At 36.7% G+C, this 21623-nt stretch carries 22 protein-coding genes; all 22 read right to left on the bottom strand.

The window, feature by feature from the left end; translation table 11 throughout:
* Positions 1 to 66: 66 nt before the first annotated feature.
* The 22 genes from whiA to RU87_RS07185 all read right to left on the bottom strand — a co-directional run bounded on the left by whiA (position 67) and on the right by RU87_RS07185 (position 21436).
* Positions 67 to 966 carry a DNA-binding protein WhiA gene (gene whiA, locus RU87_RS07075; RefSeq protein ID WP_068163258.1) on the bottom strand — a complete coding sequence of 300 codons (900 nt, stop codon included), beginning with the start codon at positions 964 to 966 and terminating at the stop codon, positions 67 to 69.
* Positions 966 to 1940 carry a gluconeogenesis factor YvcK family protein gene (locus RU87_RS07080; RefSeq protein WP_068163251.1) on the bottom strand — a complete coding sequence of 325 codons (975 nt, stop codon included), beginning with the start codon at positions 1938 to 1940 and terminating at the stop codon, positions 966 to 968. The genes whiA and RU87_RS07080 overlap by 1 nt, the downstream gene beginning before the upstream one ends.
* The gene (gene rapZ / locus RU87_RS07085; RefSeq protein WP_082782177.1) at positions 1937 to 2830 is read right to left on the bottom strand and encodes an RNase adapter RapZ; all 894 of its coding nucleotides are present in this window, start codon (positions 2828 to 2830) and stop codon (positions 1937 to 1939) included. The genes RU87_RS07080 and rapZ overlap by 4 nt, the downstream gene beginning before the upstream one ends.
* A gap of 1 nt (position 2831) precedes the next feature.
* A complete protein-coding gene (locus RU87_RS07090) occupies positions 2832 to 3437 on the bottom strand; it encodes a TIGR01906 family membrane protein (protein ID WP_068163249.1) in 606 nt (201 codons plus the stop codon).
* A 10-nt stretch (positions 3438 to 3447) separates the two neighbouring features.
* Positions 3448 to 4212, bottom strand: a complete 765-nt coding sequence (locus tag RU87_RS07095; protein ID WP_068163246.1) for a TIGR01457 family HAD-type hydrolase — start codon at positions 4210 to 4212, stop codon at positions 3448 to 3450.
* Complete coding sequence (locus tag RU87_RS07100; RefSeq protein ID WP_068163244.1) at positions 4213 to 4941, bottom strand: acyl-ACP thioesterase domain-containing protein; 729 nt, start codon at positions 4939 to 4941, stop codon at positions 4213 to 4215. It lies immediately after the preceding gene.
* A gap of 47 nt (positions 4942 to 4988) precedes the next feature.
* Positions 4989 to 5810, bottom strand: coding sequence for a glycoside hydrolase family 25 protein (locus tag RU87_RS07105; protein ID WP_231860444.1), 822 nt, complete (start codon positions 5808 to 5810; stop codon positions 4989 to 4991).
* A 19-nt stretch (positions 5811 to 5829) separates the two neighbouring features.
* Positions 5830 to 6969 (bottom strand): radical SAM family heme chaperone HemW, encoded by a 1140-nt coding sequence (gene hemW, locus RU87_RS07110; protein ID WP_068163238.1) that lies wholly within the window; start codon positions 6967 to 6969, stop codon positions 5830 to 5832.
* A gap of 141 nt (positions 6970 to 7110) precedes the next feature.
* Positions 7111 to 8013, bottom strand: a complete 903-nt coding sequence (locus tag RU87_RS07115) for a bifunctional riboflavin kinase/FAD synthetase (protein WP_068163233.1) — start codon at positions 8011 to 8013, stop codon at positions 7111 to 7113.
* Positions 8010 to 8906 (bottom strand): tRNA pseudouridine(55) synthase TruB, encoded by an 897-nt coding sequence (gene truB / locus RU87_RS07120; RefSeq protein WP_068163230.1) that lies wholly within the window; start codon positions 8904 to 8906, stop codon positions 8010 to 8012. Before truB ends, RU87_RS07115 begins: the two co-directional genes overlap by 4 nt.
* Positions 8903 to 10180, bottom strand: a complete 1278-nt coding sequence (locus RU87_RS07125; protein ID WP_068163227.1) for a DUF2130 domain-containing protein — start codon at positions 10178 to 10180, stop codon at positions 8903 to 8905. The genes truB and RU87_RS07125 overlap by 4 nt, the downstream gene beginning before the upstream one ends.
* Before the next feature lie 27 nt (positions 10181 to 10207).
* The gene (gene pcrA / locus RU87_RS07130; protein ID WP_068163226.1) at positions 10208 to 12472 is read right to left on the bottom strand and encodes a DNA helicase PcrA; all 2265 of its coding nucleotides are present in this window, start codon (positions 12470 to 12472) and stop codon (positions 10208 to 10210) included.
* Between the two features lie 157 nt (positions 12473 to 12629).
* The gene (locus RU87_RS07135) at positions 12630 to 13373 is read right to left on the bottom strand and encodes a class A sortase (protein WP_068163225.1); all 744 of its coding nucleotides are present in this window, start codon (positions 13371 to 13373) and stop codon (positions 12630 to 12632) included.
* A gap of 9 nt (positions 13374 to 13382) precedes the next feature.
* Positions 13383 to 14465: an FAD:protein FMN transferase gene (locus RU87_RS07140; RefSeq protein ID WP_096835833.1), complete on the bottom strand. Its 1083-nt coding sequence runs from the start codon at positions 14463 to 14465 to the stop codon at positions 13383 to 13385.
* Positions 14452 to 16941: a DNA gyrase subunit A gene (gene gyrA / locus RU87_RS07145; protein ID WP_068163219.1), complete on the bottom strand. Its 2490-nt coding sequence runs from the start codon at positions 16939 to 16941 to the stop codon at positions 14452 to 14454. Before gyrA ends, RU87_RS07140 begins: the two co-directional genes overlap by 14 nt.
* A 309-nt stretch (positions 16942 to 17250) precedes the next feature.
* Positions 17251 to 17532, bottom strand: coding sequence for a LapA family protein (locus RU87_RS07150; protein WP_231860443.1), 282 nt, complete (start codon positions 17530 to 17532; stop codon positions 17251 to 17253).
* 182 nt (positions 17533 to 17714) lie between these two features.
* Entirely contained in the window at positions 17715 to 18257 is a 543-nt protein-coding gene (locus tag RU87_RS07155) for a hypothetical protein (RefSeq protein WP_068163213.1), read from the bottom strand.
* A gap of 251 nt (positions 18258 to 18508) precedes the next feature.
* Positions 18509 to 18904, bottom strand: a complete 396-nt coding sequence (locus RU87_RS07160; protein WP_068163211.1) for a hypothetical protein — start codon at positions 18902 to 18904, stop codon at positions 18509 to 18511.
* A 246-nt stretch (positions 18905 to 19150) separates the two neighbouring features.
* A complete protein-coding gene (locus tag RU87_RS07165) occupies positions 19151 to 19558 on the bottom strand; it encodes a barstar family protein (protein WP_068163208.1) in 408 nt (135 codons plus the stop codon).
* 277 nt (positions 19559 to 19835) lie between these two features.
* Entirely contained in the window at positions 19836 to 20252 is a 417-nt protein-coding gene (locus RU87_RS07170; RefSeq protein WP_143471396.1) for a hypothetical protein, read from the bottom strand.
* 269 nt (positions 20253 to 20521) lie between these two features.
* Complete coding sequence (locus RU87_RS07180) at positions 20522 to 20944, bottom strand: hypothetical protein (protein WP_068163199.1); 423 nt, start codon at positions 20942 to 20944, stop codon at positions 20522 to 20524.
* Positions 20945 to 21094: 150 nt separating this feature from the next.
* Positions 21095 to 21436: a hypothetical protein gene (locus RU87_RS07185; protein WP_096835834.1), complete on the bottom strand. Its 342-nt coding sequence runs from the start codon at positions 21434 to 21436 to the stop codon at positions 21095 to 21097.
* Positions 21437 to 21623: the final 187 nt, after the last annotated feature.

Here is a 21623-nt window from a genome sequence, read left to right on the forward strand (position 1 = left end):
CTGTTTTGCACAGTTTAGAATTGTCAAAAATAGGTGTTTTTGGATAAAAGAAAAAACGCCATCAAATCAATGGCGTAACTCTTCTGCTAGGGCTTTAATTTTTCGTAGTCGGTGATTCACACCCGACTTACCAAGGGGTGGATCCAAAGCTTTCCCAAGTTCAACAATCGTTGCATCAGGATTAGCCATTCTTGCTACTGCTATTTCTCTCAAATTATCCGGTAATTTGTCAATGCTCTTGAGATACTTGATCGCCTCAATCACAGTTTGTGCTGCGTTGACGGTTTTACCAATATTTGCTGCTTCAAAATTCGTTTGTCGATTGGCCATATTTCGCATCTCACGAACAATTTTGGCATCCTCTAGTTTGAATCTAGCACCATTTGCCCCGATCAAACTCAACAAATCAAGGATCATCTCTGAATTAGATAAATAAGTGATCGTCTTTGATTTACGCGCAATCACCTTACTCACAATCCCAAAATTGGCTAATAACGCTTGTAAATCACTAGCATGTTCATCATAAAACGAGGCTATTTCTAGATGGTACTTGCCTTTTTCAGGATTCGTCACACTACCACTACTTAAAAAAGCACCTCTGAGATAGCCGACTGCCATCTTCTCATCAAACTTTACTGAGTCAGGTACACCATGATCGAGTAACAAACTATCAGCTAATTCAAATCTGTCTAAAATATCAGCTACATCATCTTGGATCAAAATAGTATAAACTCTGTTTTTAGAAAGTGTCGTTTTTTGATGTGTCTTGATTTCTGATCTAATCTGATAACTTTCTGACAAAGTTGCATAGATAAATCTTGCAGTTCTTGCATTTTCAGTCGTCACAGATAACGTCAACCCACCTGAAATACCAAGGACACCGTTCATGCGCAACAAGGCAATGAGGACACCATCAGATACTGGTAGTTCTGTCAATTCTTTTTTCACTTCAGTTGAAAAACTCATCAGCTACGTCGCTCACTAATCCGCATGATTTCCTCAGCAACTGCTTGACCATTATGAAATGCACCACCATCAACAAGTCGTAAAAAGTCGCTAGAAATCACGCGCACATGACAATTTTGTAGGCCAATAAAATCATGTTTCACTTGAACCAGATACTCATCGAATTTATTATTATCCATATAATCATCTGGTACTTTTTCGACATTCACCAAGACAGTATCTATAAACTCAGTACCCACATGATTATGCAGGACTTTGACATGATCAGCATCAGAAAAGCTTTCAGTCTCACCACGTTGTGTCATAATGTTGCAGACATAAACAATCTGAGCTGTCGTGTTAATTAATGCATCACGAATTTCCGGGATGACAACATTTGGCAAGATAGAGGTAAACAAGCTACCTGGTCCCATAACGATGGTATCAGCAGCCATTATCTCATCAACGACAGCTCTCGAAGCACACGGTGTATCGCTATTTTTAGTATTGGTAACATAAACATGATCGATGGTACCAGGATAGTCAGCGATATGACTCTCACCAACAACCTCTGTTTTATCTTTAAACACAGCGTGTAAAGTCAGTGCTGTCTCGCTCGAGGGCAAAATTTTTCCCTGAACGTGAAAAAGTGTTGATAAAATTTGGAGGGCATTATAAGTAGACCCTCTCATCTCAGAAACACCCGCAATGACCAAATTCCCGATAGGATGACCACTTAATGGACCATCGGTTGCTTTAAACCGATATTGGAAAATTTGCTCATAGAGTTTTGGCATATCACTCATCGCGACAAGAACATTACGCAAATCACCAGGAGGTGCAATATCAAGTGCCCCTCTAAGTTCACCAGAACTGCCACCATCATCAGCCACTGTCACAATCGCTGTCAAATCAACAGCTTCTTTTCTTAACGCTTTTAAGATAACAGGAATCCCAGTTCCGCCACCAATCACGACAATTTTTTGTTTTCTCATGATCGATTAACCGTTTCTTTCCGTCTATCTTTATCTCTGTGATTCGTATTCACTAGCCAATTACCAGTTTTCAACTCTTCTGAAATACGTTTTGCAAAAGCCACACTTCTGTGTTGTCCACCAGTACAACCAATCGCAATGACTAATACTGACTTACCTTCTTTTTCATAGCCTGGAATGATTGGATTTAATAGCTGCATTAAATGGGTATAAAAAGATTCTGACTCAGGTGCATCCATCACATAGTGATAAACTGCATCATCTAACCCAGTTTTATTACGTAATTCAGAGACATAGTGAGGGTTTGGTAAAAATCTAACATCAAAAACAAGATCCGCATCTAAAGGTAAGCCATATTTAAATCCAAAACTCATCACTTCGATTCTAAATGGTGCATTGGTATTTTCTGTCGCAAACTGCTGTGTGATCTGTGATCTTAGATTTCTTGGCGTTAACTCTGATGTATCAATCAGGTTTTGTGAAAAAGATTTTAAAGGAGATAATAATTCACGCTCACGCGTAATACCATCTAATACACGACCATCTTCTGCAAGTGGGTGACTACGACGTGTCTCTTTGTAACGCGCAACCAACTCTTCATCTGAGCTATCTAAAAATAATAAACGAAAGTCAACAGCAGGATTATCAGACAAATCACTCACGATGGCGTTCAAGTCATCAAAAAAGCGTCGACTTCTAATATCAACTACCATGGCAACTTTATCAATATCGCCTGCATCAGATGTTGTCAACAAACTAACAAATTTTTCGATCAAGTTTGCAGGCATATTATCGACAGTAAAGTAGCCCATATCTTCAAAAGATTGAATCGCAACTGTTTTACCAGCACCACTCATACCTGTGATAATCACTAAATTTATTTTTTTCAACTTAGATTCTCCTTTTTACTTTAACTAACAGTGTAGACCAAAATGCGAAATAAATGATGCCAAATAGGATAAAACAGCCCATAAAATAAGATTCTGGTAAGATATTAATCACTGGATCTGTCGCTGGATCAAACAACCAAGTCGCATCTCTAAATAACAGCTTATGAAAACTGATAAAAATCGAATCAAATCCACCAACCATCCCCCAAATGATGAGACAAAGCGGGATCACTAACAAAATCTTAATCTCCTGATAAAAGCGGATGTAAGTTTTCTGTTTGATAAATCTTATAGCTGGTATCAGCAAGATCACCGTTACGACTATTGCCACAAAAAATAAGTGTTTGACGTCAGAAAAATGTTTTAATCCTTCTGATGATGTCTTAAAATCTGGCATGATTAATTTTTCATTAAATGGATTAAGCAAATAACTCATCAATTTATTGAAGTTATGGGCGATCGTTTTTTGACTTAAAAATGTTATCCCAGATAAGTTCAGTGGCCCCATCAATGCGAAAAATAGTGGATATGCGGCAAAAATAGTCAAGGTAGCACTTGCAGCAACTGACCATATCAGTGTGAACAGAAAATGAATGCTAGCTTTCATATCTTATCTCCTACAACTGCCAATCATCTAATGTTGACACGACATGTGTCGGTGCAATTGGTAACGTTGCAACCTCTTGTGCCTTGGTAAAGCCTGTCGTGACAAGTAGGCTATCTATATCATTATCAATACCCGCACGAATATCAGTCAAATAATTATCGCCCACCATCAGTAAATCACGACGCGCCATACCAATACGCTCAACAGCCTTATTCATGATAATGGCATTGGGTTTACCGATAAAAATTGGTTTCACTCTCGTCGCTACTTCTAACAATTTATTAATACTACCAGCACCAGGTAAAAGACCTCGTTCAGTAGGAATATTTAGATCAGGATTAGTCCCAATAAACATCGCCCCTTTTGCAATCGCTAAGGTTGCGAGTGTTAATTTTTCATAAGTTAAATCATTATCAAGGCCAACAACAACGTAGGCTGGGTTTTCTGTATCTCGCTTAAACGCACCATAGATAGCAGTCTTAAGTCCTGACTCTCCGATGACATAGGCTGTATCGCCTTTAGCCATATCTTTCATATAATCCAAAGTAGCCAATGTTGCGGTATAAATGTGCTCTGGTGTCGTCGTAATATCAAATGACGTCTTAAGTCGCATCTGTACTTGCTCAGGTGTCTTAGTGGTATTATTTGTCACAAAAAGATGCGGGATATTCTTTTCTTGTAGGCGTTTAACAAACCTAGTACCCGCATCAATTTTTTCCTCACCAAGATAGATCGTCCCATCTAAATCTATCAAGTATCCTTTATATGCCTTCATCTATTTCTTTCTCCAATTGATTTGTGCTTGGGCGTGATTGCCTGTTGCGTTGATTTCATGAGTGGTAACTAGACCATCTCTTGACACACGTGATAAAATATCTACACCATATAAGACTTCTTTAACATATTTTAAATAAATTTTCTCAGGTACGTATGTGCTTAAAAAATCAAAGCCAAGTGGGTCAACCATCCAATCAAAATACTTACTGTTATTGACATGACCATTTTGATCAATATCATTAAATCTAACATGATAGATTTTTTCGATACACTCACTAGTCGAAAGCTCTTGGTACTTGTGACCTCTGATGATTTTTGATACTTTATCAACCTTGTAAGGCGCAACAATCTCATCTAAAACACGGACAACCTTCCTTGTCTCGATGTCTAATAATACAAACGTAGTCGATACAGTCAGTAATTTCTCGCCATTTTCTGCATAAAAGACATAATCACGATAACAAAAGAATTTATTATAACTTTTTGCAAAGGTTTCTACTGTAATCGTCTCTGTAAAACGCGGTAAACGATTGATCTCCATCGCATACTCGACCACGACCCAAGTATAATTATAAGTCTCTTTTAGCCAATCATCACTAACGCCTATACTAAAAGAGTGTTCCCCTGAAAGCTGCAAGGCGACATTCAAAAGACTTGGCACTTTCATATTGCCATTGGCATCACTTTCATAATAAGGCACGGTATATTTCTTTTTGTAAGTTAACATACCTTCATTTTACCAAAAAAACACCTAAAATGGCGTTTTTTATCTAGCTATTTCATTAAGTGTCCATGATTAAAAATCTTGTTATAATCAGAAACATTTGTGACACGGTTAAAATCCAAATCACCAGCAAAGCCATTTAACTTCCCTCGGCTAGTATACTGATGTAGATCATATCCAATCGTCGTATCTGGTGATGTGTCCCAAAAACCAGTATCACGACCATAATGTGCCAACCAGACACTACTATAGTGGCTGACATCTATATTGTTTGCGGTCACAAACCAATCTTGCGTATAAATACCAATATTTTTGGCACCACGTTTTGCTAATTGTTGCCTAAAGGCTTCCACACCAGCGTTGAAGTCTTTTTTCATGGTCACTTCTTCAACGTCTAACCACCAATATGTCGGATTAAATTCAGCAGCACGATCGTAAAAAGCATCCGCTTCTTTTCGCATCTCTTCTTCTGATTTACCATTTATATAGGCGTATACTGCAACGGGAACATTTCTTTTTTGAAATTCTTTAATATGTGTGGACATGGCCTTATCCAGTCCATTTTTATAAGCCGCATTATTTGTTTTTTTCATACTGATGCCATGTTGTACACGTACAATCACACCATTTACTTGGTTGGCGAGCTGATCATAATCCATCTCACTCGGCAATTGCCACCCAGAAATATCGATAATGGGCTTAGTTATATCCACATTCCGATCAAAGGTCGCTGTATCGACAGGCTTAAACTCGTCAGTCCCAACACTAGATTTTGTAAGTGATAAACTGATGAACACAAGCATAAAAACAGTTAGAAAAAAGACAACTATAAGTGCACCAACTAATGTCAAACGCTTCCTCATAATATTCATTATTTCATTATAACAAAAATTATCTCTCATCGTCTAGTAAAAACGCCTCAAAGACGTCATTACCTAACAACATACCCTGACGAGTCATGAAAACATTCTCCTCATTTTTAGATAAAAGATGTTTACTCATTTGCAAAGCGACAACATCACCATAGATTGTTTCAAAGTCTTGACCAAATTTTTCTGTGAAGGCTGCCATGTTCACACCTTCTTTTTTTCTTAATCCTAAAAAGAGTTCTTCTTCCATCTGTTCTTTTAAGGTTAGTGTTTCTTTGATGACTTGCTTATCAAGATGCTTGATGTAATGATGGATTGGCACGTGATTTTTATAACGTATCCCGTCAACATATCCACTAGCACCTGCACCAAAACCGTAGTACTCCGCATTATCCCAATACATCAGATTATGTGCACTCTCAAACCCTTTTTTCCCAAAATTTGAAATTTCATAGTGGTCATACCCCGCAGCTTCAAGTTGGTCAATAATATAAGTGTACATCTCAAAATCTGAATCTTCACTCGGCAGATCAAGTTTTCCTCGACGCATCTTATTCATAAAAATCGTATGATTCTCTAAAATAAGCGAGTAAAGCGCAACATGGGGTAAGTCTAACGTCAATAACGTTGCAACATCTTTTTTGACATCAGCTAGTGTTTGAGTTGGTAAGGCATAGATTAAATCGATTGTGATATTTTCAAAGCCTGCTTGTCTTAATTTTCCGATGTTATCAAACACATCTTGTGCCGTATGACTACGACCGATTTTTTTTAATAATTTATCATTAAACGTTTGTACACCTAGGGACACACGATTGACATGATGTGCTTTTAATACCGCGATCTTATCATCTGATAAATCACCAGGATTAGCTTCAACGGTAAATTCTTCTAAGGCTGACAAATCCAAGTGCTGTGTAATCCCTGAAAGCAATCTATCTAGTTGTGGTGCAGACAGTGCTGTCGGCGTCCCACCACCAATATAAATCGTTTTTAGCACAGAGATGTTAGCAGCATGAAACTCTGCTAAAAGTGCTGTGATGTAGTCATCTACTGGTTGATTTTTGATATATACTTTTGCAAAGTCACAATAATAGCAGATTTGTGTGCAAAAAGGAATATGTATGTAAGCTGATGTTGGTCGTTGACTAACTGTTTTCATATTGTTTCTTTCATTGTAAATCAAGCTGATCCTTGCTTTTTGATCAAGCTAGCTTCACTTAATTTTTTTCACGTTTGATAACTGAAAAGAACGCTAGAAATCGGCTAATAGCTATAGTCTCAGCGTTCTTATACACCTGTATCAAGCGTTAAACTCTCGTGATGTTTTTTCATCACTTTCCATTTGTGTGATCAAATCTGCCACACTATCAAACTTAATCATACCACGAATAAATTGCAAGAAATAAACGGTAACGGTTTCACCATAAATTTCATCACGATAATCAAAAATATGTACTTCTAAGGTTTTATTTTTACCACCAAAGGTATCATTATAGCCGATAGAGGCCATGCCACGGTATCGTTTGCCTGATACCTCGATATCAACAACATATACACCGATAGCTGGGATATACTGGCTATCTTTAGATGCGATATTTGCTGTAGGATATCCGATTGTACGCCCACGCGCTTCACCATGCACAACAATCCCTGTCACCTCATAGGCGTAACCTAGTAATTGGTTGGCACGTGTCACATCACCATCTAAAATCGCTTGTCGGATAGCTGTTGATGATATTTTTTGACCATCAGCTATGACTTTATCGATCTGATAGGTCTCATATGCTGATAACGCCTCTAAACCGGCATGATCAGATCCAAACTGATAATCAAAGCCTACAACAATAGCGGCGACTGATAAGTGGCGAATATAATTTGCAATAAAATCATGACTCGTCAGTTTCGCAAAATGACTGGTAAAATCGGTAAAGTAAAGAAAATCAACACCATTGTCTTCAAATAACTGACAACGTTTAGCTTTTGACGTCAAATGTTTGAATAAATCTGTATTAAATTTTTTAAAGACTAATGTCGGACTTTCTGGAAATGTTAAGACAGAAATCGTCGCATTTTTTTCACTGGCTAATGCACGTGCTTTTTCAAAAAGCGCTTGATGTCCTAGATGTAAGCCATCAAAATAGCCAAGCACCAATATAGTCGGCGCTTGATCAACTACTGCTTCGTTAAACTTTATTACTTTCATATTAAAACCTTCTTGGGTTTGTATCGTGTTGCGTCTCTTTTTTCTAAAATAGCAATTAATTTATCGGCATGAAAGGCAGCGATGACATCATTAGTCGCCTCTACCGTCACAAACCGACCAAACCCTACTTCTTTCACTTGTTCATCCGTCAAGACAACTTTTTCTAAATCTGAGACGCCGTATTCTATCGGCAGAAATGCTTCAGCTAAGCGGTCTTCAGCTTTCAACGCCTCGATATCTGCTAAACTAAACGCATGATCAATCGTAAGGCCTGCTGATGCCGTGCGCTGTAGTGCAGACATGTGACTGGCAAAGCCTAATTTTTCACCAAGATTAACAGCTAAAGTCCTCACATAAGTCCCTTTACTGCACCCCACTTTAAACGTGAAGCGTGCGACTGATGTGGTTTCATCATAGCTAATCGGTGACGTTCTAGTAAATTCAGAAATGATGACTTGACGCGTTGGACGCTCAACTGTTTCACCAGCACGTGCATACTCGTAAAGTTTTCGGCCATTGACTTTCACAGCTGAATACATCGGTGGAATTTGTGTAATCTCCCCGACAAACTCAGCCATAGCGGCATCTATCTCATCCTCACTTGGTTGAGATAGGACAGGCGTTGTGTCAATCACAACACCACTCGCATCCTCAGTCTCTGTTGAAAAGCCAAGTGTGACCTCGCCTTCATAGACTTTACCTGCCTCTGTCATGAACTCAATCACACGCGTCCCTTGTCCTACCGCAATCGGTAAAACACCAGTCACATCAGGATCAAGTGTCCCACCATGACCAATCTTTTTGGTTTGTAAAATTTTTCTTAACTTAAAGACAACATCATGACTCGTCATGCCTGCTGTTTTATATATATTTAAAATGCCATTTTTTGTCATTCGTCTACCTTATTTAACTTGGCAAATTTTTCTGCCATCGTTGGATTTTTCTTGGTTAATTTTTTTACAGATACATCTTCTAGTTTATTGTTTGCCAAACGCAGTTGATTCTCACTCGTTAATAAGGCTTTTTTAACTTCTTCCATGCGCTTGATTGATTTATCAATCTCATCGATTGCTTTGGCAAAGTTTTTACTAGCAGAGGTGTAGTTTTTTGTAAATCCTGTTTTAAATACATCTAGATCTGCTTCAAATGTCGTGATATCGATATTTTGTTCGCGTATCATGGCCATTTCTTGTTTATAAGACAAGACATTCATGGCAGCATTTCTAAGTAAGCCGATGAGCTGAATAAAGAAGTTGGGTCTTACCACATACATCTTAGGATATTCATGTGACACATCGACAATACCTGTATTAAAGTAATCATTATCAGCTTCAAGCATGGTCACTAAGACTGCATATTCACAATTTTTTTCTTTGCGATCTTTATCTAATTCTCTGTAAAAATCACGATTTTTATGCTTGGTGGCGGTTTGATCGCCTTCATTTTTCATCTCAAACATGATCGAGATGATTTCATTACCAAACTCATCTTGTTCACGATAGATGAAATCGCCTTTACTCCCTGTTCTCGCATCGTTATCCTTTTCAAAATAAGCTCTTGGGAACATGGTCGCACGCACTTTATTAAACTCATTTTCAGCAAAATTTTCTAAGCTCTCACCGATTGCTTTCGTGGATTGTTGTGCCTTGAAATTCTTATAAAATTCAACCTCATCATCCTTAGCCTTGAGTAAGAGTTCGTACTCTGTTTTAACAGCATTTTGCTTTAATTCTTGTTCTTTTTCTGATAAAAGCAACTGTGTTTGGATATCATCACGTTGTTTTTCAAGCTGAGCTAATTCTTTTTCTTTAGCAGCAACAGATTGTTGTAGGGCTAGCTCTTTTTCAGACTCAAGGCTTAACAATTTCACTTTCAGCTCAGCAATTTCATCTTGAAACGTCGCTTTCGTCTGCTCTGCAACCAATTGCAAGGCAGCATCTTGTTTCTCAGCCAAACTTTGTTTTTCAAGCTCAACTTTTTCGAGTCTATTTTTAAAATCAGAGACGGTTGCATCTGCTTGAACAGCTAATAACGCTTTTTCTTTTTCAAGTGTCGCATGAATTTCTGCATCAAATTCTTGTGTTCTAACTTGTGCAAGTATATCTGCAAAACCTGACTCATCAACCGTAAAAACTTGCCCACAGTGCGGACATTTGATTTGATTCATCTATTCTCCTCTCCCTTTTTAAACTGCTTATTTCTCTACTTTTTCGATCGGTGCCATCTTAGCTAATAGCCGTTTTAGACCAATCTCAGGAAAAGCAATTTTCAACTCCATATTAGCACCTGTACCAGAGACATCGAGTACGGTACCTTCTCCCCATTTTTTATGATGAGCAGTGTCGCCAATAGACCAGTCTGCAACTGTCTTTTCGTCAGCTTTAACACCTGTTGACACACTCGATTTTCTACCTTTAATCGCATCTGCTAAACTAACCCCAGAGCCAAACTGTCTTGGCGTACTCGTTGATTTATAGCTTGCATTAAAACTTGTATTGGCTTTTCTAGCCTGTCCTGTATAAGTCAGTAAGGTATCATCTATCTCACGTAGAAAACGTGATGGCTGGTTATAACTTGTGCGACCAAAAAGCATCCGTGTGCTTGCATTGGTCACATATAGTATCGCCTCAGCTCTCGTTATCCCAACATAGGCCAGACGGCGTTCCTCTTCAAGTTCATCCTCATCTTCTGCTTGACGGCTAAGTGGAAAGACACCTTCTTCCATCCCGACTAAGAAGACGACAGGGAATTCTAACCCTTTGGCAGCGTGAAGTGTCATCAAAGTGACTTGAGACGTCTCATCATAACTATCTGTATCCGCAACAAGACTCAGATCATTTAAAAATCGACTGAGCTTATCTAGACCTGTTTCATCAGCAACTGGATTTTCTAGTTCTTTTTTATCAAAACTTTGAGTTACCGTTAAGAATTCTTGGATATTTTCTAACCGATTTTGTGCTTCCAAACTCGTCGTTTGTATCTCAAGTGCTTGCCGATAAGTTGTTTTATCTAATACAGCCTCTACTAATTCAGTAATCGTAAATTGATTGATATCATCTGCTAAGTTTAATAAGATATGAGCAAGATTAAACAATTCATTAGCCGCTTTTCCCTTGAGTGAGCTGAGGGTGACATCACGCGCCGCCTCAAGTAAAGAAGTGTCTTGTTGATCAGAAAACGCACGTAGTGTCTCCAAAGCTTTTGGCCCAACACCACGTTTTGGTTCGTTTACAATACGTTCGAAAGAGATATTATCACTATGATTGGCAATAACGTTTAGATAAGCCACAACATCTCTAATCTCTTTACGAGAATAGAATTTTGTACCACCAACCATGGTATAAGGGATGTTAGATTTTAGTAAAGCTTCTTCTATCGCACGTGACTGAGCATTTGTTCGATATAAAACAGCAAAATCTGAATAGGCACGTTGATTCAGCTTTAGCTCATCATTGATCTGAGCTGCCACAAAATTCGCTTCCTCACGCTCATCACCTGAACGATGATAGACGATATTTTCACCCTCATGATTTTGTGTCCAAAGTTTTTTAGGTCGACGATTTTTGTTATGGTTGATCACATCATTTGCGGCTTGTAAGATTGTTTTGGTAGAGCGATAGTTTTCTTCTAACAAGACCACTCTAGCTTGGGGATAATCTTTTTCGAAATCTAAAATATTTTGCATATCAGCACCACGCCAGCCATAGATAGATTGGTCTGCATCACCAACAACACATAGGTTTTTAAATCGTTTGGCTAATAGTTGCACTAGCTGATACTGAGCATGATTAGTATCTTGATACTCATCCACATGAATATACTGAAACTTGCCTTGGTAATAAGATAGCACATCTGGATTTTTATCAAATAATAAAATCGTATTCATGATCAGATCATCAAAATCCATCGACTCACTACGTTTTAGCTCAGTCTCATACCGTTTATAGGCTTTTGCTACAACATTAGTATAGAGATCATCTGCTTGTTTTTCATAAAGACTGGCTGTGACTAAATCATTTTTACTATTTGAAATCGTCCCTAAAATTGTTCGTTCAGTAAATTTTTTAGGGTCTACATTTAACTCTTTTAAAATCCGTTTCATCAACGTGCGTTGTTCACCCGGATCAATGATGGTAAAATTACGATTATAGCCGATATGATCAGCATCACGACGTAAAATACGCACACACATACTATGAAAAGTAGCAATCAAAGCATCTTGTGCGCGTGGATTTAGATCAACTGCTCTTTCACGCATTTCCCGTGCTGCTTTGTTGGTAAAAGTAATCGCTAAGATATTCCAAGGATTCACTTGCTTTTCTTCGATTAAATACGCAATCCGATGTGTCAAGACACGCGTCTTACCAGATCCAGCTCCTGCCATGATCAGTAAAGGACCCTGTGTCGTCTCAACCGCTTCTTTTTGTTTGTCGTTCATACCTTGTAATAATGGATGCATTTTACTCTTTTCTCCTGTTTGACTATCTTCTTAATTATAGCATAAAAGACAAAGCAAGTTATCCTGTCAGGATAGTAAACCTCACTGGCTTGTTATGCTTTCATCATCCTAATCACAATGAAAAAAGCAAGATAGTCATGGTTGACTATCCTACTTCTTAAAAATTAGTCATTTGATTATAACTCGTTTCAAACGCTTGTTTTATACTACTGTCAGCTTGACTTTCTGGCATTGTTTTCACATAATCAGCAAAGACAATAATACGATTTATAGCTTCTAAATCATCACACGTCACTAGTGTCACCTCAGTCTTACCTGGATGATCATCGATTACCTCAGTGTGCGTTGGTTTCATCACCTGTTTATCACGAATCTGATACTGATAGATCTTTTCTTTATCAGTGAGATAAATCATCATCCCTTTTTCAGCTCGCTCAAGCGGGGTAAATAGTAAATGCGGGGCACCTGTCAAGCCAGATACATGATGACTGGCTAAAGCATAATTCCCTTGACCCATGACTTGATTTTCTTTCATGGTCCCTGCACCATAAGTCAATTCAGCATTACCGACACCTCGAAAGATTGGCAGATTAATACCAAGATCTGGTATTGCAATCCCACCTATCACCGGTAATTGTTGATTATTAAATTGATTTTTAAGGACATCCTCAAAAGAAATCGGGTTCACTTTATCAAAATCAAACTGACCTACGCCTTTTTGATTGTTAGCTTTGATCGTCTTTTTGGACACCTTATTAATCTGATACCGATTACTTTGTGTCGCCATAATGATATTGCGAATACCTTTATTAAAAATCAGTGCCAAGCCCACTAGAACTAATAACACTAGGACAAGATTAATTACTATACGTCTAAATTTTTTCAACTCATTACCTTCCATCCGCAACTTTTACTTTTCGTTGCGTAAGTCATCTGTAGAGCCTAGTTGATAATGTGATGATTTATCAAGCTCAAAACGTTTGGCTAAGTTTGGGGTCACATAAACTTTATCATCTTTATCAACAAAAATCGCACCGATAGTTTTTGTCTTCTCGACATAGGCATAGCCTTTTTTGGTTCCCATCGCAAAAATTGTTGTTGACAAAGCATCGCCATCTACACCTTTTTCACTGACAATCGTCACACTTTGGATATCATTTTCAAAAGGGTAACCTGTTTTTGGATCAAGAATATGCGGATATACCTTACCATCTACTTTTAAGAAACGCTCATAAATACCAGATGTCGTCACTGACTCATTTTCAGCTTGTAAGAAACCGATTTGATCAGAAACCTGTTTATTAGGATCTTTGATCCCGATACGCCACGGTGTCGTCTCACCACGAGGCGAGTGCCCCATCAAAGATAGGCTAGAAGACCCCAAGTCGACAATCGCCGTTGTCACCCCATGTGCCTTTAGATAATCCGTCATCTTATCAGCGACATACCCCTTGGTAATGGCACCTAGATCAACCTTAGCACCTTTAACTGGTAGGAATACAGTTTGATTTTTTTCGTCAAACTGAATCGCGCCATATGAAACGAGTGGCAGTGCTTGATCAATCTCTGCTTGGCTAGGTTTTCTGGCATCATCAAATCCGATATGCCATAAACTCGTCAGTGCACCAATCATCATGTCAAACCCAGCTTCTTTTTTAGAATAGCTATAAGATTTGGCTAATAGGTCATAAACTGACTTTGAAACTTTGACAGGTTTAATTCCAGACTGGGCGTTGAGTTCATCTAACTCGCTACCTGACTGGTTGACAGACGTTTTTTTATCATAGTCACGGGCGATGTCTAAAGCAGCTTGTATCGCTTTTTCATGCCCTTTATCATACGACGTGATCTTAATATACGTCCCCATCGCAAACACTTCTTTGACATAGGGTTTCGTCCGTAAGTCTCGCTTGTCAGTACCACAAGACACTAATATCAAACTAATCCCTAAAAGCACTGTAAATATCAAGAGAAATTGCTTATTGCGCGTCACTTGTAGCATCCTTTGTATCGCTCTCAGCCAACGCTTCACTCGCTAACTCAGTCTCTGATGCGACTAAGGCAAAGGTTACGAGTTTGGCATCTTCATCCAAACGCATCACTTTAACCCCTTGTGCACTACGACCAGTTTGTGAGATATTTTCGACGTTAGTTCGGATGACAACACCTGTATCTGTGATCAACATGAGATCCTCAGAGCCATTAACTGTGACAAGTCCAGCTAATTTACCAGTACGCTCAGTCACATTCATGACCTTGATCCCTTTACCACCACGACCTTTTGTCGGATATTGGTCTGCGCTAGTGCGTTTACCTAATCCATTTTCACTGACAACGAGTACTTCCTGGCTGTCATTAATAGTGCTTGAGCCGACAACAAAGTCGCCTTCACGTAAGTTAACACCCTTAACACCAGTAGCCGAACGGCCCATATCGCGTAAGATATTTTCTTTAAATCGAACTGAATACCCGTTATGTGTTCCGATGATTAACTCTTCATCACCTGTTGTCATCAAGACATTTACCAATTCGTCATCTTCACGTAAGTTCAAGGCTTTCAAGCCATTTGTTCTAATATTTGCAAAGTGATTGGCATTGGTGCGTTTGACGATACCTCGTAAGGTCGTAAACAATAGGAAACGTTCTTGATCTGAACGTTCAACGTTAATCACAGTTTGAATCGTTTCATTCTCATCTAATTTCAGTAGATTAACGATCGGCAATCCCTTAGCCTGACGGCCATATTCTGGAATTTCATACGCTTTCATGCGATAGACACGGCCTTTATTAGTAAAGAATAAGAGATGATCATGTGTTGATGTCGATACCATATGCTTGATGAAATCTTCATCTGACACGCCTGATCCTTGGACACCACGTCCACCACGGTTTTGCGCACGGAATTCGGCTTGGTTCAAGCGTTTGATATAGCCTTTATTAGACAGTGTAATCAAGACATCTTCTTCTTCGATCAAGTCTTCATCTTCAACACTAAGGACTTCACCAACTAATAACTCTGTACGACGCGCATCCGCAAATTTGCGTTTGATCTCATCCATCTCATCTTTGATGATGGCAACAACACGTTCTGGTTTAGCAAGGATATCGATAAGATCTGCAATCAATGCCAATAACTCATCATATTCTTTTTGAATCTTATCACGTTCTAATCCGGTCAAACGACGTAATCTCATATCCAAGATGGCTTGAGATTGTCTATCTGATAAATCAAAACGGGCGATTAATTCTGCTTGGGCAATCGCATCAGTTTTTGACCCACGGATAATTTTAATGATTTCATCGATGTTATCTGCATGTAAAGCAATCAACAAACCAGCTAAGATATGTGCACGTGCTTCAGCTTTTTCTTTATCAAACTGTGTACGACGGACAATCACTTCTTTTTGGTGCGTGATATAATGCGTTAAAATTTCTTTAACAGACAAAATTTTCGGTGCGCCATTAACGATCGCAAGCATATTAAAGCTGAAATTTGTCTGAACACTTGTTAGCTTATAAAGATTGTTTAAGATAACAGTTGCTGAGGCATCGCGACGCACTTCGATGATAAATCTAACACCATCACGGTTAGATTCATCTCGAACTGCTGTAATGCCTTCGATACGTTTTTCTTGTGCTAAACGCACGATATGTTCGTGCAATTTAGCCTTGTTCACCATATATGGAAACTCAGTAATAACGATACGTTCTTTACCAGATTTTGTCGTTTCGATCTCTGACTTGGCACGTAAGGTGATGCTACCTTTACCTGTTTCATAAGCCCGATGAATGCCACTACGCCCCATCACGAGTGCACCAGTTGGGAAATCTGGTCCAGGCATAACTTCCATGATGTCGCGCGTTGTCGCATCAGGATTATCCATAATGAGTTTCACAGCATCGATCGTCTCACCCAGATTATGAGGTGGGATATTTGTTGCCATCCCAACTGCGATCCCTGTTGTCCCATTTACAAGTAAGTTAGGAAAACGTGCTGGTAAGACAACTGGTTCACGTTCTGTACCATCATAGTTGTCGATAAAATCAACTGTTTTTTTGTTGATATCACGGAGCATCTCAAGTGCAATCTTGCTCATACGCGCTTCAGTATACCGCATGGCAGCGGCACCGTCGCCATCCATCGAGCCAAAGTTACCATGGCCATCAACTAGCATATGACGATAGCTCCACCATTGTGCCATCCGAACCATCGATTCATAGATTGCTGAGTCACCATGTGGATGGTATTTACCCATAACATCACCGGTGATACGAGCCGATTTTTTATGTGGTTTATCTGGTGTTACACCCAGTTCGTTCATCCCATAAAGAATACGACGATGTACTGGTTTTAAGCCATCTCTTACGTCTGGTAAGGCGCGTGCTACGATAACACTCATGGCATAATCGATGAAACTCGTTTTCATTTCACTGGCTAGATTCACACTAACCAAATTTTTGTCTTGCATTGATTTACAGCCTTTCAAATACGAATCATGTATTACTCCAATTATACCAAAAAAACTAGGAAAAACCTAGTTTCATAAGGTGAGCCTGCGCTGGTGCTGTTTTGACTTTAAGCGTGGGGAATTATACGTTAAGGTCATTAACACATCCACATACGACTATAGCGTGTCCTGGGTATGCATTGACTTTTTACTTAATCTAGTCATATCTATTTGTTACATAAAATAAACATGCTAGTTAAAATAGGCACTAAAAAAACAGCTAACAAAAGGTAATCTGTTGGCTGTTGCATTGTCTTATATAAACTGTGTTTATTTTCTAACATGTTTTTTTATTTCATCTAATTCTTTTTTTGTTTCGGTATTTGCTTGCTCGACTAATCTTTTGACATCACTACGTTTAATTGACCAACCTGTAATCACGCCGATAACATATAGCCCTAGAATAAGGAAAAGGACTGGAATCTTTACAGAAATGAAAATAAGACTGACAGTTGCTGGTTTCATATTTTGAAAACCAAAAATAAGGACCAGAATAAAGATAATCAAAAATATAACGCGTTTTGGTGTAACAACTTTTTTAAATGTTTCCAATATTTTTTTCTCCTGTGAAATTATTTTCTCTCATCATTATATAAAAGGGGATAAAAAAATGAAACTATTTTGACTTAAAAAAATGCAAAGAGACACTAATCTATTGACAACTTTATGACCTCACGCATTTTTTGCTCATCAAACATATTGTTTTGATCGTCAGATTTTGTAATAGCACCGCATTAAGTATTTATCAGCATCGGACCACCGAAAATTGCTGATAAAATAATATAAACGGGAATTAAAAACAATGCTAAAAAGAATAGCTTCCCAATGGGATGTTTGGGATTCACATAGACCCCACCTATTCTAGGCATGAATAACTGACTGCCATCCTCAAAAAGGTAATTACATGATTTATATGTAAAAAATATGGCAGAAAAAAACATAAGCCCAATTAAGATATCGAATCCTTGGTTATATATCCTAGACATTTTCAGAGTATATGGTGCAGTAGAGCATAATAAGAATAAATAAATAAATGAAAATAGTGCGCCAAACATATATTGTTGTGCCGTTAACCTTCTTAAGTTGCCCCCATCTTTTTTAAGTGACGCTCGTTTATTTTTTTTATTTAAGAAAATATTCATGCTAACCCCTAAAATAAAGAGAATTAACAATATTAATTCGACATATATAGTAGGGAAGATTTTTACAAATACCCATACATCTATCATACCAATACCAACAAATAAATAGTTCAATAGTTGAAACTTAGTTGCCATGAGACTATCTCCTTTTTATGAATAGCTTCTCCGCTAATCAACTAGTTTACAAAAAATATAGAGGATCAAATAAAAAACTACATCCGCCTCACTATTTTTTAGGAAAACCTGTAAATTAAGCACACACTTGTTATACACCTTTCAAAATGTCATGTCAAAAATTTATTCGAAAACAACAAAACCAACAAAATAAACTTTGTTGGCTTTGTATCAAGATATCCTATTTTTTACATCACACTATGCTTAGATAATTATAACTTGTCTGGTACTGCAGATATTAAACCTAAGGCAATGCCTACTACACTTCCAATGATAATATCAAATTTTTGTGGTAATAAATCAGGTTCTTTTTTAATAAAGAAACCATATAAACTAATGATAATATAGCAACCAGAAACAATTAATATACATATAGTTAAAAGTTTAACACTTAATTTAGACAGTCTTAAAGACATAAATAGCGGAATCAAATAAGCGATTAAAAATAGATAGAAGGAGGGGAAAAGAAGATTTAAAAATAAATATTCTCTAAATAACTGTGGTTCCCTTGTGGGATAATCTAATTCGATTAATCTGATAGATACCAAACTGATGATAGAAACTAAAGGAAAAAAAGTATATAGTGATCTTTTTTTAAATTGCACCATATTTGCACCTCTCTTATATAAGTTTAGTATATCATTTTTTTATCATATCGAAAACGCTTACTTTTTTGATGGATGATGATACTCCAAGTCTAAATGATTATAGAAATTTAAACTGCCATGTTTTATCTAAATCATAAGCAGTTTACTCTTCTTTATCTAAGTCATCCTGCAGTATAAATCTATAAAGTATTCTTAATAAATTTTCGGGAACTTTTCAACAAAGCCCCTCAATCTACAACGAAAACATCAAATACCTTGGTTTTTCCTCCCACAACTACATGTGCCACTTCTTCTGCCCAAAAAGGGAATTATGGAATCATTAAAGCAATCCATAATTTCTTTTTTTATCTCTGGTGTACTCATCATCATTTTATCAAAATTATATATAAACAAAGCGAACCCCTTAATATTCTTGTAGATACCTTCTTTTCCACAAAGCCAAGATAAGTCTGTCATCCAATCAAGATATGAATCAAAACTATTTATATTTTTAAACATTCCATCAGGAAACTTAAATGCTTTGATTATCTCATTCATATAATCTTCTAGTCTATATATATTATTTCCATCTATTTCGGCAAAATAATAATTTTGATATAACAGTAGTTGCTTGTAATTTTTTAGTTCTTCATACTTGATTCTATCAATTACCATTCTCATTTCTCCCAGAACCTATATTGCTATTGACATCAAACTCTTTATAGGTTATGCTATTTCCTTTTATTATGACACTTTATTTATTTTTAAAATATTCTCTTCTGAAAAAATACTCAAGCATTTACATATCGTTTTGTTGAGATCCGAAAGATTTTCTCCAGATATAAACACATCTAAATGATCAGATGGTGATACAACGATAGCAGAATCTTCAAATATAAATTGAATGAAGCTATTATACTTAAAAACTGAGTCTATCAGCAAATCTATAGCCTTATCGTCCTTTTTTTAGAAATAGCAACTGGTCAAAACTATTTTTAACACCATGGTCGCTAAGATATTCTGATAGTTCTTCAGCAAGGTTTCTATCAACAACCCAATCTTTTTCGTATTTTCTAACCATACAATAGCTATCTGGTAAGAAATGAAATAACCTATTAATAAATTTTTTCATTTTTTCCATTTGATAAATAAAATCGAGATCGTTACCTGAATACTTAATATCACTATAGGTAGTTACTTCAATATTATCTGTAAATTCAACAATGAATTGATACTCATTATTGGGCGAAAGATTTTTGAAATCATAAAATTTAAAATGTTCACTCAGCTTCTTTGACTGGTTCTTTCTTTTTATTATAGATTTATGGCATTTTATTTTTGTTTTTTGGCCCGTTTGGCCAAATTTCATTTCCTTCAAAGTCAACCTCTCTTATCTTTTACCTTAAGCCTATTATCGTACACTTCTATCTCCACAATTGTTATATTTGGAGAATCAGTCAAAGTTAATGCAACAATATCAATATTATTCTCTGTCCGAAGACAATAATGATACAATGGTACACTTATTTGTTCAAAGTACCACATATTATCTTCATATTTTCCTGCCATTATCTATCTATTATTCTGAATTTTATTACCAAAATTTATATCAATTTCTCTCACATCATCTAATGATTTTTATACTAGCTTTTTGAACATAGTAAACATAGGGAGAGTATCAGTAATTAATTCAACAACATCATTCTCTGTATATACAATGATATGTAATAATTCTTCTCCTATTTGTTCATAAAAACGATAACTGTTTTGTTGGGTATATTCTACTAACGTCGATTTTTTAATTTCAAAAACATAGCCCTCCTCATCTCTAAGCACAATATCATTTTGTTTAGCTAATCTAGCTAGTTCTGCCATTCTTCCTTGTAACAAGCTTTCATCATAAGAAAATACACCATAAACAAACCCTTCAAAAGTTATTCGTACCTCAAAAACATCATTTTCTAAAGACACATAAACTTTTTTTCTTTCTTTATTAGCAGCATTTAAAACATAGTTACTACCGATAAATTTAGGATGATTGATTTTTAACATTTCTTGCATAACTATTTTCCTTTCATAGCTTATTTCAACATTTTCCCCTTATTAATTAAAACAACTTTTATACTTTTCAGTCCATCCTTTATACAGATACTTCAAAATAGTATGCAAATCAGTCAGTATTTAATTTTGATAATGCTATATAAAGTAAGACTACAGGATAGTTATTTCAATAAAAAAACCAAAGTTGTCTAAGCTTTTTGAGAAAAGGTTAAACACTGTTCTATCTTCATAAAACTCTTTTGTGTATAGTGTTAAACAATTATATTCCAAAAATAAAACTAGTTTATGGAATAAATTTAAAGCATTTTCTTTGCTATAATCTTTTAAACTGATTTCAAGCAAATATTTTTCTTCATTTTCCAAGTAATTATTTTTATATTTAACAACCTTTTTATTGTTATATGCCATAAAAGATTCTATTTCTGACCAGATGCCTATTTCATAACTGCAATCAACGCCTTCTTTTAGCATTGTGTAATTTATATATTCCATTTCTTTCCTTTCTTATTATTATTTGATATTATCGAATCAATATTTTCTGGAGAGAAACCTCGTTCGTTTGCTCTTTGAACTTCATGCTTTGAAAAAGAATATCCTCTAGGTGTTTTGTCTACTGTTGAAAGATCTCATTAATGAGTATTTAGGCGCTCTGATGCTATCCTTAAATCTTAGAGTCACT

The sequence above is a fragment of the Pseudolactococcus plantarum genome, assembly GCF_002441715.1.
Taxonomy (GTDB): domain Bacteria; phylum Bacillota; class Bacilli; order Lactobacillales; family Streptococcaceae; genus Pseudolactococcus; species Pseudolactococcus plantarum.

Excerpts from the sequence above, each read along its gene's own strand:
- whiA (WP_068163258.1), bottom strand. The coding sequence starts at position 966 with ATGAGTTTTTCAACTGAAGTGAAAAAAGAATTGACAGAACTACCAGTA.
- RU87_RS07080 (WP_068163251.1), bottom strand. The coding sequence starts at position 1,940 with ATGAGAAAACAAAAAATTGTCGTGATTGGTGGCGGAACTGGGATTCCT.
- RU87_RS07090 (WP_068163249.1), bottom strand. The coding sequence starts at position 3,437 with ATGAAAGCTAGCATTCATTTTCTGTTCACACTGATATGGTCAGTTGCT.
- RU87_RS07095 (WP_068163246.1), bottom strand. The coding sequence starts at position 4,212 with ATGAAGGCATATAAAGGATACTTGATAGATTTAGATGGGACGATCTAT.
- RU87_RS07100 (WP_068163244.1), bottom strand. The coding sequence starts at position 4,941 with ATGTTAACTTACAAAAAGAAATATACCGTGCCTTATTATGAAAGTGAT.
- RU87_RS07105 (WP_231860444.1), bottom strand. The coding sequence starts at position 5,810 with ATGAATATTATGAGGAAGCGTTTGACATTAGTTGGTGCACTTATAGTT.
- hemW (WP_068163238.1), bottom strand. The coding sequence starts at position 6,969 with ATGAAAACAGTTAGTCAACGACCAACATCAGCTTACATACATATTCCT.
- RU87_RS07115 (WP_068163233.1), bottom strand. The coding sequence starts at position 8,013 with ATGAAAGTAATAAAGTTTAACGAAGCAGTAGTTGATCAAGCGCCGACT.
- truB (WP_068163230.1), bottom strand. The coding sequence starts at position 8,906 with ATGACAAAAAATGGCATTTTAAATATATATAAAACAGCAGGCATGACG.
- RU87_RS07125 (WP_068163227.1), bottom strand. The coding sequence starts at position 10,180 with ATGAATCAAATCAAATGTCCGCACTGTGGGCAAGTTTTTACGGTTGAT.
- pcrA (WP_068163226.1), bottom strand. The coding sequence starts at position 12,472 with ATGCATCCATTATTACAAGGTATGAACGACAAACAAAAAGAAGCGGTT.
- RU87_RS07135 (WP_068163225.1), bottom strand. The coding sequence starts at position 13,373 with ATGGAAGGTAATGAGTTGAAAAAATTTAGACGTATAGTAATTAATCTT.
- gyrA (WP_068163219.1), bottom strand. The coding sequence starts at position 16,941 with ATGCAAGACAAAAATTTGGTTAGTGTGAATCTAGCCAGTGAAATGAAA.
- RU87_RS07155 (WP_068163213.1), bottom strand. The coding sequence starts at position 18,257 with ATGGCAACTAAGTTTCAACTATTGAACTATTTATTTGTTGGTATTGGT.
- RU87_RS07160 (WP_068163211.1), bottom strand. The coding sequence starts at position 18,904 with ATGGTGCAATTTAAAAAAAGATCACTATATACTTTTTTTCCTTTAGTT.
- RU87_RS07165 (WP_068163208.1), bottom strand. The coding sequence starts at position 19,558 with ATGGTAATTGATAGAATCAAGTATGAAGAACTAAAAAATTACAAGCAA.
- RU87_RS07170 (WP_143471396.1), bottom strand. The coding sequence starts at position 20,252 with ATGAAATTTGGCCAAACGGGCCAAAAAACAAAAATAAAATGCCATAAA.
- RU87_RS07180 (WP_068163199.1), bottom strand. The coding sequence starts at position 20,944 with ATGCAAGAAATGTTAAAAATCAATCATCCTAAATTTATCGGTAGTAAC.
- RU87_RS07185 (WP_096835834.1), bottom strand. The coding sequence starts at position 21,436 with ATGGAATATATAAATTACACAATGCTAAAAGAAGGCGTTGATTGCAGT.